Genomic DNA, 16,318 nt, shown 5'->3' with positions numbered 1-16,318 from the left:
ACGCTCGGCTCGCTCATCGCCACCCTCCGCGGTCACCGTGGTTGTCGGCGCCACTGGCGAGGTATCCGGGGAATCCATCGGCCAGCCAGGCGGCCAGCTCCTCGAACGCGAGCACGGTCTCCTTCTCCAACAGCCGCAGGTCGATCTCGCCGCCTTCGGCCAGATGCGCGTCGTAGGGCAGCACGCAGGTGGGGCGCTGCGCGGTTTCGAACAGCTTCTCGATCGCGTCCACGTCGACGGTCGGCTTCAACGGCTGGTGATGCACGATGCCGACGATCGACTTCGCGATCAGATGTTGCAAGCCGTGCGAACTGAGCCAGTTCAAGGTGGCCACCGCGCCGGTCACACCGCCCACGGTGGCCGGGGTGACGACCACGACGGCGTCGCTGGTCTGCAGCACCGTCGCCGTCGCCGAATCGAGCACACCGGTCCCGCAGTCGACCACCAGCAGATTGAAGTGCTTGCGCAGGGTTTCCACGGCGATGCTGTACTCGCGGCCGGACAACGCCTCGGTGGCCTCGGTGGACCACGGCGAAGCGATCACGGCGAGGTCCGACGAATTGATCGAGGTGAACGACTGCACCGCGGAGAACGCGTCCAGGTTCTGTGCCTGCGCCAGGTCGCGCAGGGTCAGGCCGTACGGATGCCTGCAGGTGCGGGTGGAGAGATCCCCGAAGTCCGGGTTGGCGTCGATCGCGACCACCCGGTCCGGGCGCAGGCCCGCGAAGGTCGAGCCGAGCGTCGCCGCGGTGGTGGTGCGCCCGACCCCGCCCTTCACGCTGATCACCGCGATCTGATAGGTCGTGGTGAGCTGGCGCCGAATGCGCGTCTTACGGTCCTCGGCGCGCTGCTCGGCGGGCGAAAGACCCAGATTGAAGCCGACTTTGTTGAGCGCGCCGCGCATGCCGGAGCTGGAACGCAGCTGCGCCCGCTTCGCTGCGGAGATATCGGCGAGCAGGTCGATCGAGCTGAGCGCGGCGGGCAGCACCTCGATCCGCGGGGTCGGCTCGTACGCCGAGTGGTCGACGCGTTCGGGGACCCAGGGCGTCGCGGATCCGGACTGCCATTCCTCATTCGCGGACGCGGCATTGGTCCGCGCGATTGCCTGAGACACTCGCGCGGCCGCCTGCTCCGCGCGGTACTGCTCGGCGGACTGCTCATGTGCCAGATGATTCTGCGCCGCTTGCGGTGCCGCAGGAGGTGCTGCGGAGTAGTCCGGCGGAGGCGTGCTCGCGGGTGGTGGAGGCATGCTGGGCTGCGGCGGGGGCACGTTCGCCTGCGGCGGGGGCACGTTCGCCTGCGGCGGCGTGCTCGGCTGCGCCATCTGCGCATTCGCCTGCCGCGGCGGCGTGCTCGCACTCGGTGGCGGCGTCACCGCCGCATGCTGCGTGGGACGGGGTTCGGATTCCCCGGCGGACGCCTGCGGCTCGCGCGGCGCACCGATCACGGGGTCGGGGTGGGAGAACTTTTCGGCGTCCTGCCGGGCCTCGGGGGCGGGGCCCGGCGCGACGGCCGCGTCGGTCAGCTCGTTCGTCGGTGCGAAGTACGCGTCATAACCGCCGCGAGCGCGCGCGGATTCGGCCGAATGACCGTTGATGCTCGGTGCTCGGTTCATCTCCGTCGTCCTCTCCACAACCACGGTCCGACGTTCAGTTCAGTCTGCTTGTGTCGAACCAACTTCGACCGGGCAACAGGTCGATGAGCGCCCCGATGCCCGACCGCAAGGCCGCATCGTCGCCGGGGGCGAACGTGGACCATATCTCTCCATCCATCGCCCTGCTCGGGGTGACGATCAGCCGCCCCGACAGCGTGTCGAGCACGGTCACCGACACATCGGTCTCGGGCGGGCTGCCGTCCCGGTGCTCGATCACCAGGATCTCGGCCCGGCGCTCCACCTCGTCCAGCGCCCTGGTGAGCACCGTCGCGGTGTGCGGCTGGGCGCCCAACTCCAGCAACGCCTGTCGTCGCTCGTCCGGTTCCGACGGTACCTCGCGAAGCTGCTCGACCGTGGTGGTCATCGGCGTGAACCGCAATGCCTCCGCGGGACCGAGCGCGGTGGTCAGCGCTGCCGTCACCGTGTCCAGATTCTGACCGTCCTGATACATCGTCTGGATGACCACGTTGTCGTCGCAGCGTAGGGCGAGTACGTGTGTGTCGCCACTGCGCACCAGCGAAAACCGCAGCATTGCTTGCGGTTCCCCGTCCACTCCGGTGGCCAGGATCCTGGCCACCAGTTCCATGTCCGGCCGGTACAGGCACCGCAGCCAGTGCTCGACCACGGGGTGCACCCTGTCGCCGTCGATGATGCCGACCTCGGTGAGTTCCTGCGCGACGACGGCGTGTACCCGTTCTCGATCCTCGAGCCGATAGATATTCGGCAGCAGCGCCAGCACCGGAGGATACGAGTCGATGCCGACCAATTCTTTCAACAGAAGAGCGGCATCGACATTGAGATCGATCGCTACCGGATCCGCTTCCAGGGGACGAGCCTCCTCTCCTTGGACTGGAACTCGACCACGGTGGACCTCACCGCGCGGGTTCCGGGTCTACGGTCGCCGACTCGTCGACGTCGCTTCCGATGACACCGACCAGGAGCAACTGCTCGTTGTCCGACTCTTCGAGCTCTTCGAGTTCGTCTCGGCGGTCGGCGTCGCCGTACTCGATGACGCCGATGACCGGGGGTTGCTCGAGGACAGGGACATCTTGCGCTTCGCCGGGTACGAACACCTTCGACTTCTCGCGGTCCTCGTCGCGCCTGCGCCGGCGCATCTGCGCCTTCGGCGCGGTCGCTCCACGCGGTGCCGCCGGACGCGAACCCGGACCGCCCCCGGTCGGATTCGCCGAGGCACCGAACGCGGTGCCGCGGCCCAGGGACCAATTGGACGGCATCCGGAAACCGCTCGCGGCGCCGGGCAGGGCACTCAGCCCGCCGCGAGCCATGCTCAGCGCGACCATGCTGCCCGACCCGCCGTACAGCCCGGCCAGCGTCGTCGAATCCTGCGATGCTCCGATCAAGCCCTGCTGGTCCATCGAACCGGTGCCGGAACCGTCCAGCGAGGAATTGCCGAGCGAATCCGACAGCGACGATGGGTTGTCCATGTCGGGCAACTGCTCGGTCGGTTGGGTGGTGTCCACCGGCTGCGTGGTGTCCGCCGGTTGTGTGGGATCCGTGGTTTGTGTGGGATCAGTCGGTTTGGGATCGGTCGGATCCGGGTTCGTCTTGGCCGGATCACCGCCCGGATCACCGGTCTGATGGTTCCCCACGTCGTTTTGAATCGTGTGGGTGTCGTTGTCCAGCGGGTTCTTGATCTCCGGCGCAACGAAGTTGTACGTCGTTCCATCGGGGATCGGACCACCACCGTTGACGATCGGCATGGGCACTTCCGGCGTCGGCAAGCCGGCCAGCACGGCGGTGGCCGCCCCGTCGTAGCCGACCATCACCGCTGCTGCCGCCGCCGTGATGGCCAGATACTCGAGTTCACTCAGCGCCATCGCCGCCAGCGTGAGCGGAGCCAGTTGCGTCGTGCTGGCGGCGGCGAGAGCGGCTTGCTTCGCATACCATTCCGCGAGCCACGCCTCCACCCCGGTCATTGCTTCCGCCGCGCTGCCGAAAATCGCTCCCAGTTCCGCTACGGACTTCGCGGCATCCGCCGCCACCGCGGCCTGTCTGTGCAACCAGCCGGCGTGCTGACGGAACGCCGCTTGAGCGCGATCGGACGACGGCCCTTGCCATGCCCCACCCATCATGGTGGTCGAGCCGTCCGTCCCGCTCGCAGCGGCGGCCAGCGCCGTAGCCAACTCCGCGTAGGCGGACGCGGCAGTTTCCAGCGCGAACACGCCGGGCCCCGACAGCAGCCGGGCGATATTCACTTCCGGTGGCAACGCAAGGTAATCGACCATGGCATCGGCCTTCGCTCGACCGGCTCCGACTACTCGCCGAACGCTACACGTTTGGCGGAAATCTGACTGTCACCGGAGGCATCCGCCGCGCAATAGCAGGCGTCCACCTCGGGCAGGTGCGGCTCGGCGTTGATGCGATGCCCGACTCCCTGCGTCGTCTTGTCGAAGAGGTTGGTGGCGAACCCGAAGAAGGCCTGGGTGATGCGCCTGCTCACGTCGTCGCAGCCCGGCGGAAGCGGCACACTGCCCGCCGCGGACGCGACCATCGTCCCGGCTAGATCCGTGGTCCCGGTGCTCATTTGCGCGGCGATAGCGGGAAGTTGCCCTGGAGTGAGACTGAAGTACATGGAGAGCTCCTAACGAAAGGGCGCCGTGCTCGCATCGAGCGGTGCAATCAGAACGTTAAGCTATTCCCAAAGATGGGGACATGGAGCTGGATCCGCATTCACCGCGCCGGCTGCCCAGTCGTCGCTCACAGCGAGCACGCATGTGGAACGTCACGTGACACGAATTCATCCACATCCCAACGCGAACCCTTGCCGGAGGACATCCCAGACATGCGATCGCCCTCGACGAAGTCGGTGTGAGCGACCTCGCCGAGGGCGACAGCGGACTTTGATCGGTATCATCTGCACCGCTCGGCAGCAACCGAGCGCCGAGACCGCGTTCGATCGACCGTCAGCGGACCCGCTCATGCGGCTCTCGACCGGCAGGGCGACGAACCACGGAGTCGCTAGATGATCTGGGAGAACCGCATGGCCTGACCCTGATCCACCACGCGGAACTGGCCGTCGATGCCCGACACTTCCTTGGTGGCCGCCTTGAGCTTCACCAGCGCATCGTTGTACTCGGTGATCAGCTTATCGATGCGATCCTGCAACTGTCCATTCTCGGAACCGGCGTCACCTTGGAAATTCTGCTTGAGCAGATTCGCCAACGTATTCCGCTCCTCCTTGCTGACAGTCATGTCGCTGAGCACCTTGTCGGTGCGGACGACCAGACCCTCGACGGCATCGTAATCGTTCTTCATTCTCCGAAACCTTTCCCGTTTGTTCTCTGGTGCAGATCAGGCATCAGAAATTGAGGTTGTATTTGTTGACCTGCGCCGCGTTATCTTGGTCGTGACTGTCGAAGGTCGCGCCGGCGATGTTCAGAGCGTCGACGATGTCCATGAACTTCTTGTGCAGCTGCCCCCCTTTGTCGAGGGCTCCCTGCATCGCCTGCTGAATCGCGGTTCCCGTCGCGCCTTCGACGGCGGGCGCATATTCCATCTTGATGCCCTCGAGAATACCCATGTGGTTCTTGAAGGTGTCCGCGTGCATGAAGAACTTATTGGCGACGTTGTCGATGTCCGCTTTGTCGCCGGTGAAGCCGATGGCCATATCTGTTCCTATCCTAGAAGGCGTTTACCATGCCTCGGACGGATTCGCCGAGGACGTTGACAGCGTGTGCGGCGGAAGCGTCGATACGCGGCTCGGGCCATCGACGTCCTTGACCACACCGATTGCAGCGGGGTTTCTCCAGTACCGGCACCTCCTGGGTTCCTCCGGGAACGAACAGCGCCGCCGGACAGAGGATTTCCAGTCGTTCCGGTGGCGTCTCGCCTGCGGGGTGATCGCACCATCCGCCTGGGCTCGGTCACGGCCCCGCACATCCGGCGGCGCGATGCCTTGATCCGGGAGTGCCATGGTGAGACTCCAATCGAGCGTGACTACCAGCTCAGATCGAGCGGCTGCTAAGGAAAACGGTAATTTATTCCCAACCTTGGGACGGACGCCCAGGTCAGATCTGCTGGGGCACCCAGGCCACCTGGACGAGATCTCGGCGAGAACTCATGGGCTCCACGTAGATTCCCCGGCCAGGCGGCTGCTTGGTGGGTCGCACGTCGCCGACCAGGATGCCGTCGAGCTTCGAGCCGTCCATGATGAGACCCGACGAATTGAGGTTCTTCATCTGACCGATCACGTTGTCGTACAAGGCCGTGTCCGCTTGTGCGATGTTGCGCGCCGCGATGACGTGCAAGCCTGTATCCCGACCGTCGACAATGATCTCCTTCAACGGTTCCAGCGGATTCAGCGCGCCACGCTGCGCGACCATGTGGTAATCGTCGATCACGACGAATACCTCGGGCCCGGCCCACCAAGAGCGCTCCGCGAGTTGCCGGGGGGTCACGTTCTCCGGGGGGCGGCGCGAGCGCATTTTCTCCACCAGTGGCGGCAGCGCCTCGCGCACATCCCGCTCGTTGGTCACATGCCCGATCAGCATCTCCTGCGGCACCGTCTCCAAATGCCTGCGCCGATAGTCGATCAGCAGCACGCGCGCCTGCGACGGGTCGTACTGGCGCCGAATGGATTCCAGCAGCGCGGCCAGAGTGGTGGACTTGCCCGATCCGGTCGAGCCGAGCACGATGAAATGGGTCGACACATTCAAATCGATTGTCGCCGGGCTGAGATCGGATTCCCGTACGCCGAAGGGGACGACCAGACGCTGAGCGAGCGTCTGCGGCACCGGCCATCCCGCACGCACTTCGTCGATGCCCACCTGCGGCGGCAGCAGCTTCACCTGCGGCGCGCGCCTGCCGGGATAGCGTTGGGTGACCTCGGCGGCCGCGGCGACAAGGCCCTCGGCCGCCGAGTTCGCTTCGCCCACACCATCTATGCGCGGCAACGCGGTCAGCATGTGCAGGCCATCGGTCGAGATGCAGCGACCCGGTCGATTGGCCGGAATCGCTGCGACAACCGCGCGGTGGTTGTTGAAGGTCGTATCGGCCAAGTCGCCCAGTCGCATTTCGACGCGTGTCTGCATCAAGTCCTTGATCGCAGGGCGAATGGCGATCCAGCGCGAACTGCTGACCACCAGGTGGATGCCGTAGTTCAAGCCCTGAAGGGCGAGAGACTCCATCACTGGGGTGTATTCGTCGTAGTACGGGCCGTTCATGCTGAATCCGACATCCCACCCATCGATGACCAGAAAGACGTCACCGTAGGGATCGCGGTCCAGCCACGGCGGTACGCCACCACCGTCGCGCAGCGTACGGAACTTCCGAATCGAGTCGATGCCGAACTCGGTGAACATCGATTGCCTGCTCTCGAGCAGGTTCGTGACCAACGCGATCGTGCGCCGGATACGGTCGACGTCCCGGGCCGCCGCGACCGATCCCACATGCGGCAGGTTCGCCAATGCCGCCAACCCGCCGCCGGAGAAGTCCAGGCAGTAGAACTGCACCTGTTCGGGAGTATGGGTCAGCGCCGCGGACATGATGAACGACTGCAGCGCCGTCGATTTGCCGGACTGTGTGCCGCCGACGATGGCCATGTGCCCGCCACCGCCGGACATGTCGACCGACCAGACGTCCTGACGCTGTTGACGCGGCTTGTCCACCAGCGCCAAGGGCATCTGCAACGCTCCCTGTGGCACGGCGCGGATCATCCGCTCCAAGGTGGGCGGTGTGACCAGCGGCGGCAGCCACATCTTGTGAGCGGGATTTCCGTGCCGGGCCAGCTGCTGCAACACCGCTTCCATCACGGTGATCGACTCGCCGTCGGCTGCCTCGGGCGCTTCCTGGACGACCACCGGCTCGACGACCGCGGGGCGAGTGTCGGCGATATGCCCGGCGGTGAAGCGTTGCGGTGGCCGGTATCCGCCGCCGGGCCGTCGCGCGCGTTGCGCGGAGGCCGCCAACACCTGCGCGGGGGGCGAGTACTTCTCGCCAACGTACGCGGCCTGGAACCGCTGGAGGTCGCCGGAGCCGACTCGCAGATAGCCCGCACCCGGCTTCTTCGGCAGGTGGTAGGCGTCCGCGGTGCCGATCGCGTCGCGTGAGTCGGCGGTCTGGTTGGTGCGCAGGGCGATGCGGTAGGAAAGGTGCGCTTCCAGCTCACCCATCCGGTTGGCCGGGACTTTCTGCGACGCGAGCAGCAGGTGGATGCGCAGTGATCGGCCCAGTCGGCCGATAGCCACGAAGAGCTTCGAGAAGTTCGGGTACTGCTCGAGCAACTCGGCGAACTCGTCGAGGATGATCAAGAGCGTGGGCAGCGGCCGCAGATCCGCACCCTGCTCCCTGGCGCGCTCGTAGTCGGCGACGCTGGCGAAATTGCCGGCATCACGCAGAATGCGTTGCCGCCGCGCCATTTCGCCGTTGATCACGTCTTCCATACGGGTGACGAGGTCGGCTTCTTCTTCCATGTTCGTCACCACGGCCGTCACGTGCGACAACCGGTCGAATCCGAGGAAGGTCGCGCCACCTTTGAAGTCGACGAGAAGCAGGTTCAAGACATCCGGGGAATGTGTCGACACCGCCGAAAGCACCAGCGTACGGAGGAATTCGGACTTACCCGATCCGGTCGCGCCGATGCACATGCCGTGCGGGCCCATGCCTTCTTCGGCCGATTCCTTGATATCGAGATAGACGATTCCGCCGGCCGGGTCGTGACCGAACGGAATGTTGAGACGTGCCCGGTCCTCGTCGCGACGCCGGATCCACACTTGCTCGACGCGAATAGCGCCGGGGTCGGAGACGCCGACCATCTCCTCCCAAGACGTGCCGCCGCTGGCCTGCTCGGCGGCAACCGCCTCCACCACGGTGGACAACCGGTACGGCGAGAGACTGCGCGCCATCGACGTCATGGCCGCCACGGACAGCGAATCGGCCACTCCGACGCGCCGCACCCCGCGCGGGGACACTTCGTTCAGCGAGTGGTCCTCGGTGACGGTGAAGCGCAGCGCGCGTGGGAGATTCTGCTCCGAGGGACCCAGCCGCAGCCACGTGCACCCATCGATGCCGGAGATGTCGCGATCGCTCGCGGGTCCGGCGACGTCGACGATCAGCAGGTAGTGCGTGCGATCCAGAGTGGGTTGCGAATTCGCCGAGAACGGACCGCGATTGAGCCCCGCAAGCACCTTTGTGCGCAGCTCCGCGACGGTGCGGTACACCATCCGGCTGGAGCCGATGGCGTCGGTCTCGTTCGGATGCTGGGTGTGCGGCAGCCATTTCAGCCACGCCCATTCCGGCGCGTCCGGATCCGACAGCACCGCCGCGACGGCCACCTGGTCCGGACCGTGTAGCACCGCGACCTCGGCGATCATCGCGCGGATCAAGCCGGTCACCAGCTGCGGGTCACCGTCGATGCCGACCTGCGGCGCGGACAGCAGATTGATCGCGACGGGCATGCCACCGACCGTGGAGTACGCCTTGGCGAAACGGGTCAGTTCGACGACGCCGACCGGGTCCAGATCGGAGGTGGGCGCGGCTTCGGGAACGATGACGCGCACCTGGTTGGCGATTCGCCCACGGCCGACTCGCACCCGCAGGAACTGCGGACTCGCGACCTGCACCTCCCACATCCGCTTGCCGCCGATCAGCCGGGCGATCTCGTCGGGGCCGGGATGGGTGTAGCGCAGGAAGGCATACAGTTCGGCTTCCGCCGCGTGCACCGTCTTACGGTTGTCGGTGAGGCTGCGCAGGTAGTCCTTGCGTTCCTCGTTGAGGCTCGCCGCGCCGCCGCTGGAGTTGCCCCCGAGCGCGCCGCCCATCATGCCGAACATCGACACCAGCATCATGGCCGGGAACATGAGCATCATAGGGTTCATGGTTCCGCCGCCGCGGAACATCATGACCATCATCCCGCACATGGCCGCCACCATGACCACGGGCATGATCATCCGAAGCCGCGATGCCGGAACCGGCCTGGGCAGCTCGGTCGGCGGCTGCAGCCGCAACTCGGTCACGGCGGGGGCCTTCGGACCGCGCACCGTCCGGGCGGGCCGGACGAATCGGCGAGTGGTGGTCACTACGAACCACCCAGCCCGGCAACGATCTTGTTGTTCGGAATTCCGTCGTGTTGAATGCGAGCTTCCTTCTGGGACAGAGCGGGTCCGACCGCGAACAGGGAAATGATGCTCCACGGCGCCGGGACCGGAGCCCGCAGTCCGAGGGCGGTCAAGGAGGGATCGGTACCGCCGCTGCTACTCGGATCGGCGATGATGCCGTAGCGGACGCCGCTGTCGGACACCCAGTAGAGCGATTCCCGCAGCGGAGAGCCCGCTTCGGCGCCGGTCACCTGCACGAAACGGCCGGTGTCTCTCGGCAGGTACGCCGCGTCGGCGGTGGTGCCGCGCGACGCGGCGGAGGTCACCAGGTCCACCGCGCGCCCCTGCTCGTCTTTCGTGAGCGGCAATTGCCTGCCCACCAACAGTTGCGTGGTCGCGTTCGGATCGCTTCCAGTGCGCGCCCAATGCAAGCAGGTGACGCCGGACCGTTCCGGATCGACCAGACGAATCGGACGGACCGGGTAGGACGCGGTGCCCGGCCACTGGCCGGGGCGCAGATTCGCCGCGATCACGTCGGGCCCTACCGCGCGAGTGGACACCGAACCTTGCGAGTCCGCGTTCCGCACCATCGCTGCCAACACGTTGCTGATCCGCACCAGCCCGGTCTGCGAGACGAGATAGTACGAAGCCCCCTGATCCGGCGCCGACACGGTGAGTACCGAGCCGACCGGCGTGGTGAATCCGTTGTTCAGCGTGATCGACTCGCCCTTACCCGGCACGTCGGGCACTCGCAGCGGAGGGGCCTCCGGAATCGCGTTGACCAGCCCCTTGGAAGCCGCCATCACCGGAGCGGTCGAGTCGATGCCGAGCGCCATGGCCACCGCGGTGTTCGCGAGGTCGATCGCGGCGCGCACCACGCCCTTCTCGGCATCGCCGTACACCAGCCAGGTCGTGGTGTCGTCGCGCAGCAGACGGGCCTCACCGTCACCCAGCGGGCGGTTGGCGTCGCCGTCCACGGTCAGCGGACCGCCGATCGCCGTGGTCCGCACCGCGGAGCGGCTCAAGGTCGGCAGGCCGGTCGAGGGGTTGACCGGCGCGGCCGCACCGATTCGCGCCGTGTCACAGACCGTCCACGACGAATCCCTCTCATCGGTGTCGACGATGCTGCCGGGCGCACCGGGAATGCCGACCCAGGGCCCGCGCGGGTACTTCGACAGCTCGTCCCGCGAGACCTGCACGGGCTTGTCGGGAGAACCGACGATCAGCCGTGCCGAGGTGAGATTCAGTGCCGGGAACAGCCGGTTGTTCACCCGCACGAACAGCGCGCCGGTGTCCTTCTCCGCCACGATCTTCGAGTCCCCGACCTTCTTGGCGGGTTTGAAGAAGGCCAGCACGGCGGCGCCCGCGATGAGCACGCACGCGAGCGCGATGCCGATGGACAAGGCGGTCGAGCGACCACGTTGCGGATCATCGATCATCGATGCGTCTCGACGGACCAGCGCGTGCTCTATCCGGCGCAGCAGAAAACGCCAGCCGGAAATCTGGTGTTTCGTCACAACCCGGAAGCGCGCCACCGGTTCTCGTTCCTTCCGCCGCCCTGCCAACCACACCGTAACCAGCGGTCACAGCATGAATACGACCCCTATTCCCAACTCTGGGAATCAGATCAGCGGACGCCTCACACTCGCGTGCTCGGCGCCAAGCCCTCCAGCGCCGCGCTGACGTCGAACGCGTCGATCGTCATGAGCTCCTCGTCGGTCATCGCGGCGATGTCCGCGTTCTCCCTGGTGAAGCGGTAGTCACGCTCGGCTTCGGCGGCCTCGACCACGTTGCGCACGAACCGGCCGTTACCGGCCAGATCGATCAGCCGCCGTCCGTTCTTGGTCTGCCCCGCCAACTCCTCGCAGCGCAGGCGCAACACCTCGCGTGCCTGCTCGGACAGGATGGAGTCCTTGTTCCGTGCGATGTGCTCGGCGATCTGCACCAACTCGTCGGCGCCGTAGCTGGCGAAACGGATGCGCTTGGTGAATCGCGAGGCGAGGCCGTCGTTGGACGCGAGGAACCGATCGATCTGGTCCTCGTATCCGGCGATGATCACCACGAGCTTGTCCCGATCGTTCTCCATCCGCGCCAGCAGCGTGTCCACCGCCTCCTTACCGAACGCGTCGCCGCCGGAAAGACCCTCCTGGATCAGCGTGTACGCCTCGTCGATGAAGAGCACACCGCCGAGCGCCGAGTCGATCAGCGCATTGGTCTTGGGCGCCGTATGACCCAGGTGGGTGCCGACCATGTCGTTGCGGGACACCTCGATCACGTCGGCGTTCTCCACGACACCCAGGCCTGCGAAGATCTTGGCGATCACGCGGGCGATGGTCGTCTTGCCGGTGCCGGGCGGACCCGAGAAGATCAGGTGCTGCGACTTCGAATCCACGGCGAGCCCGCGCTTGGCGCGCACCTGGTCCATCAGCACGCCGGACTTGAGCCGGTCGACCTGTTCCTTGACCGAATCCATGCCGATCTGCGCCTGCAACAGGTCCGAGGCCTCCGTGAGGAGACTCTCGCGCTCCGCCCGCGCCGCGGTGGCGGCCGCCTCGCGCGGATCGTCACCCGTCTTCGGGTCCCACCTGTTGGTTCGGGACGCGATGAGTTCCGCGGTGGCGACCTCGAATCGGTACGACTTGTCCCGCACCGCGCGCTGCCATTCCTCGCGCTCGGGCCACAGCGCCGAACCCTGGAGCCCCTTGAGGACCTTCTCGGCGGCGTCGTGATCGCCGTTGTGCCGCATCAGCATGCCGAGCAGGAAGTGCGCGTCGGCCCAGATGTAGGACAGACTGCCCGAGGAACTGTCCTCCACGATCCGCTGCGCGCGCGGCATGGCCTCGCCGAAGCGGCCCAGGTGCGCCAGCGATTGGGCGGTCATCAATTCGGCGGCGATGTCGAGCAGGCCGTCCTCCAGCGACGGTCGCGCGGTGCGCAGGGCGAGCACCTCCGGCCATTGCTTGGTCCGGAAGTACAGCGACATGCGCACGAAATCGGAGACGTCGTCGCGGGGGACCTCGTCGAGAATCGCCGCGGCTTCCTGCCATTCACCGCCTTCGGCATACGAACACGCCTGCGCGATGGCGATCTGATCGCGGTCGGCCATGGCGACGCGCAGTCCGTACATGCCGATCTCGACCTGGCACCACAGCGCGCGATCGACCAGCCCGGCCCGCTGCTGGTCGCGGTAGAGATTGTGCACCGAGCGGTAGGCCCCGTAGATCACCTCCGAGGTGACCTCCCCCGCCATGGCGCGCCCCAGCCAGGCGTCGCACATGTCCGGGTCGAGATCGGTGGCGGCCCGAAACGCGGCCGCCGCATGCTGCTCGTTGCGCACGCCACCGGCGACCAACCCAAGATTCTGAACACCCGTGTAGAACGCGTCCTCGGCCGCTGACACTCGGACTTCCCTTCCGCCGATCTAGCCTGCTCGAACGATAGATTCCGGCGGTCACGCTCCGGACTCGACAACTTCCCAATGATGGGAAGCATGGCGGCGGTGCTCGCCGCGGCACTCACATGCCAATTTTGAACGTGCCGTCAGTTAACGGTATGTTTACCTCGGGGTCGGCAATCATCCGCCTGCAGACGACCCCTTCGGCGGCGGCTGGCCAGCCGCGATCCGGTCCCCCAGCCGCCGCGCAGCAGGTCACAGGGTTTCCGCAAATTTCTTGCCGCTATTTAGGTGCACGCTATTGAACGTTCCGACAGAAGAGGGTACTGTCTGAACACAGATCGCCGGTCCCTCATCCCGGCGATCTGAACCCAAAAGCAACGGCCGGTGGCACCGGCAGGCCACCGGCCGTTGTGGGGGTTGGACACCAGAGCCGCAGCCTCGATGGTCTACGTCTACCACTGCCAACCTTCCGACTCAGCAACCCATTCCCGCATCTGGGAATGGGTTTTCTTGCGTCACGGGCGTTTCGGTCAGGGAGGCGGCGGGTCGATGCGATCGGACGCCGGTGCCGTTACCCGCGAGGGCGCCGGGGGCGCGTCGGCGACACCGGCGCTCACCGCGCCGTTTCCTTCGGAACCCTTTTCCGGCACCGAACGCAGCGGCGGCCTCGTGGACGGCGCGTGCACCACGGCGGGAGCCTCCCGCGTCCGGCGTTTCTTGGCCCACGGAGTGGCCGCGGGCCGACGTACTTTCGGCGGAGCCTTCGCGGGATGTGCCGGCTTCGGAGCGGGATCCGACGCGACCAGCGGTTGCCCCGCCCGTCCCCATGGAGTGGCCGCCGCGCCGGTCAGCGGACCTCCCATCTCGGGACTGTCAGGGGCGTGCGTGTCGACCGGGGGCACGTCGCCGACGGCTGCGGCGACGCCCGACTCGGAGCCGGCTGGGCGAACCTCGGAATCGAACACTCCCGGTACCGGAACCTCGGGCGCCACGTCGTGGGCGGCCGCCCGCGTGGCGTCCGCGCCGTCCCGCGCGGATATGGCACGGGGGCTCGCGACTTCTGCCGACCGTTCCGCGTTCGGGTTCACGTCGTTCGGCGCGACGCCGGCGACCGGCGACATCTTCGCCGGATCCGATGCCGGATCACGAGGTTCGATCCCGGCGGGTGCGGCCGACCGGTCGCCGGTCCGGTCCGGCGCACCCGCGCCGCCTCCGTCTCCGTTTCGATCGGCCGCTCGTTCCCCGGCCGCTGCGGGGTTCGCGGCGTCGCGCATGGCGGCAGGGACGCGCGCATCACCGATTCCGTGTCCGGCGAGGACCGTCGGCCCTGCCGCAGCGGCGGGGCCGAAGCGTACCTCGGGCTGTTCGCCGTGCCTGCGAATCAATTGCTCCGGAGTCGGTACGGGTCCGGGGGGAGAGCCGCCTGCCGTCGCGGCCGGAGGCACCGCGTCATCGAATGGCGTCGATGTCGTGAAGTCGAGTGTCGCGACATTCTCCGCGAACGTCGCCGCGTGCCGCATGATGTCGTCGGCGTGATCGTCGAGCACTTTCGCGAAATGCTGCACCGCGTCCGGGTCGATGCGCAGCGGCGCGGGTTTGCCCGACGACGGGATGTCGAGCGCGTCGCGGGTGGCGTCGTAGACGATCCCCTTGACCATGTCATCGATGGCCTGCTCGAGCGGTTCGATCGCTTTGCCGATGACTTCGGCGACGATGTAGCCGATCAGGTACTGCGCCATCTGCTCGCACAGCTTGCGCGCCGCGGCGGCGACCAGCGGCGCGGAGGGAGCGAGCGGCGGTGTGATCATGATCGAGGCATAGGCCGCGGCCAGGGCGGCGAGTTCGGCCAGGACGGCCACCTTCACCGCGGTGATCACCGTCGCCGCCACCTCGAGTGCCTGCCCCACGAGCTTGCACGCACTCTCGAGTTGCCGCATGTGGGTCGAACTCATGGTCGCCCACGTGGCGACGAGCTGCTGGTAGGACTCCCCCGAGTAGAACGCCCCCATCTGGTCTATCACGCCGGTCGCCGAGTCGTGCGTGCCCTGCACCTGCTCGGCGAAGGTGCGCACATGCCCGGCGAGGGCGCGTACGTCGTCCTCGTTGATGTCCGGGTACGGGACGCCGCAGATGTTGAGGAAGAGCGCGACCTCGCTGGGAATGTCTATAGCCACGCTGCGCTCTCCTCCCCGATCATCGGCTCACAGCACGCGCACGACGACGGCTTCGCTCGGCATACGCGACCACTTCACCGTCGAGCCGGTGTAGGGCGCCTCGATGACCATGCCGTTACCGGCGGCCAGCTGCACATGCTCGGGCCCGCGCGTGCTGAATGATCCGGCGGGGAACACCAGGTCGCCTGGGCGCACATCCTCGGGGTGCACGCGGACGCCGCTGTAGATCTGCTCGTACGTCGTTCGGGGCAGCACCACTTCGCCGTGACTGGCCTGGGCGATGGCGTACTGCGTCAGACCCGAGCAGTCGAACCCGCCGCCGCTGGGTCCGCCCGCGCCGCCCCCGCCCCAGACGTAGGGCGTACCGAGCCAGTCGCTGGCGGCCAGCACCGCGTTGCTGCCCTTCGTCCCGTCGGAGCGGACCGTGTTGTTGCGGCGCAGCCGGGAAGCGGACCTGGACCTCGAGCGCGTCCGTCGCCGCCTGCGCGGCGCACCGCCGTGCCTGGCCTGCCGGGTCGGCGGCGTCGCGGGCGGCATGATCTGCGCGGCCTGTTGCCGTGCCGCGGCGACATCGGCGTTGACCTGCTTGGTGGCGTTGGAGATGGTGGACTGCGCGGCATCCAGCAGGGCGGGACCGCTGAAGCGGGTATCGCCCACCGCGGCGATCGCCTGCATCCTGCTCTGGAAATCCGCGATGTGATTGGTCAGGCGACCGCGGCCGTTGACCGTTCCGTCACCGGACTCGCCGACGGTCTTGCCGACGATGCCGTCCTTCCCCGCATGTGATTCCGCGATCGACAGCTGCATGCCCTGCGCCTCGCCGTAGCGTACGGCCACCGCCCCGGACGCGACCCGCAGATCGGCGGCGAGCGCTTGGGTCGCACTCGCCGCTTGGCCGGCGGGTTGGCCGTCGCCGTACAGCTCGAGCAGCGATCGGAGCACTCCGTCCAGGTCGTTCGTCAGTGCCTGCGCCATTCGACCGACTCGCCATCGCTCATCACCGACCGCCTCTCACACTCTTCTCGTTATTGTGTCGCCC

At 67.0% G+C, this 16,318-nt stretch carries 11 protein-coding genes; all 11 read right to left on the bottom strand.

All coding sequences use genetic code 11. The annotated features are described in order from the left end of the window. Positions 1-13: 13 nt before the first annotated feature. On the bottom strand, positions 14-1,615 hold the full coding sequence (locus ACZ6DL_RS14725) for a MinD/ParA family ATP-binding protein (protein ID WP_466051360.1): 1,602 nt from the start codon (positions 1,613-1,615) through the stop codon (positions 14-16). 34 nt (positions 1,616-1,649) lie between these two features. Further along, positions 1,650-2,459: an ESX secretion-associated protein EspG gene (locus ACZ6DL_RS14720; RefSeq protein ID WP_466051981.1), complete on the bottom strand. Its 810-nt coding sequence runs from the start codon at positions 2,457-2,459 to the stop codon at positions 1,650-1,652. Positions 2,460-2,526: 67 nt separating this feature from the next. Further along, positions 2,527-3,900: a PPE domain-containing protein gene (locus ACZ6DL_RS14715; protein ID WP_466051358.1), complete on the bottom strand. Its 1,374-nt coding sequence runs from the start codon at positions 3,898-3,900 to the stop codon at positions 2,527-2,529. A gap of 29 nt (positions 3,901-3,929) precedes the next feature. Continuing rightward, complete coding sequence (locus ACZ6DL_RS14710; protein WP_466051356.1) at positions 3,930-4,247, bottom strand: hypothetical protein; 318 nt, start codon at positions 4,245-4,247, stop codon at positions 3,930-3,932. Positions 4,248-4,633: 386 nt separating this feature from the next. Next, on the bottom strand, positions 4,634-4,930 hold the full coding sequence (locus ACZ6DL_RS14705) for a hypothetical protein (RefSeq protein WP_357045294.1): 297 nt from the start codon (positions 4,928-4,930) through the stop codon (positions 4,634-4,636). A gap of 43 nt (positions 4,931-4,973) precedes the next feature. Then, entirely contained in the window at positions 4,974-5,282 is a 309-nt protein-coding gene (locus ACZ6DL_RS14700) for a WXG100 family type VII secretion target (protein ID WP_357045296.1), read from the bottom strand. Positions 5,283-5,682: 400 nt separating this feature from the next. Further along, on the bottom strand, positions 5,683-9,690 hold the full coding sequence (eccCa, locus tag ACZ6DL_RS14695; RefSeq protein ID WP_466051354.1) for a type VII secretion protein EccCa: 4,008 nt from the start codon (positions 9,688-9,690) through the stop codon (positions 5,683-5,685). After that, complete coding sequence (gene eccB / locus ACZ6DL_RS14690) at positions 9,690-11,243, bottom strand: type VII secretion protein EccB (protein ID WP_466051352.1); 1,554 nt, start codon at positions 11,241-11,243, stop codon at positions 9,690-9,692. Before eccB ends, eccCa begins: the two co-directional genes overlap by 1 nt. Before the next feature lie 104 nt (positions 11,244-11,347). Beyond that, entirely contained in the window at positions 11,348-13,108 is a 1,761-nt protein-coding gene (gene eccA, locus ACZ6DL_RS14685; protein ID WP_357045302.1) for a type VII secretion AAA-ATPase EccA, read from the bottom strand. A gap of 527 nt (positions 13,109-13,635) precedes the next feature. Continuing rightward, positions 13,636-15,279: a WXG100-like domain-containing protein gene (locus ACZ6DL_RS14680; protein WP_466051350.1), complete on the bottom strand. Its 1,644-nt coding sequence runs from the start codon at positions 15,277-15,279 to the stop codon at positions 13,636-13,638. A 27-nt stretch (positions 15,280-15,306) separates the two neighbouring features. Further along, entirely contained in the window at positions 15,307-16,254 is a 948-nt protein-coding gene (locus ACZ6DL_RS14675; protein ID WP_466051349.1) for a C40 family peptidase, read from the bottom strand. Positions 16,255-16,318 lie beyond the last annotated feature (64 nt).

This window comes from Nocardia sp. NPDC041819 (assembly GCF_055590505.1).
Note: the sequence above shows the minus strand (reverse complement) of the source record. Positions and strands in the feature narration are given on the sequence as shown.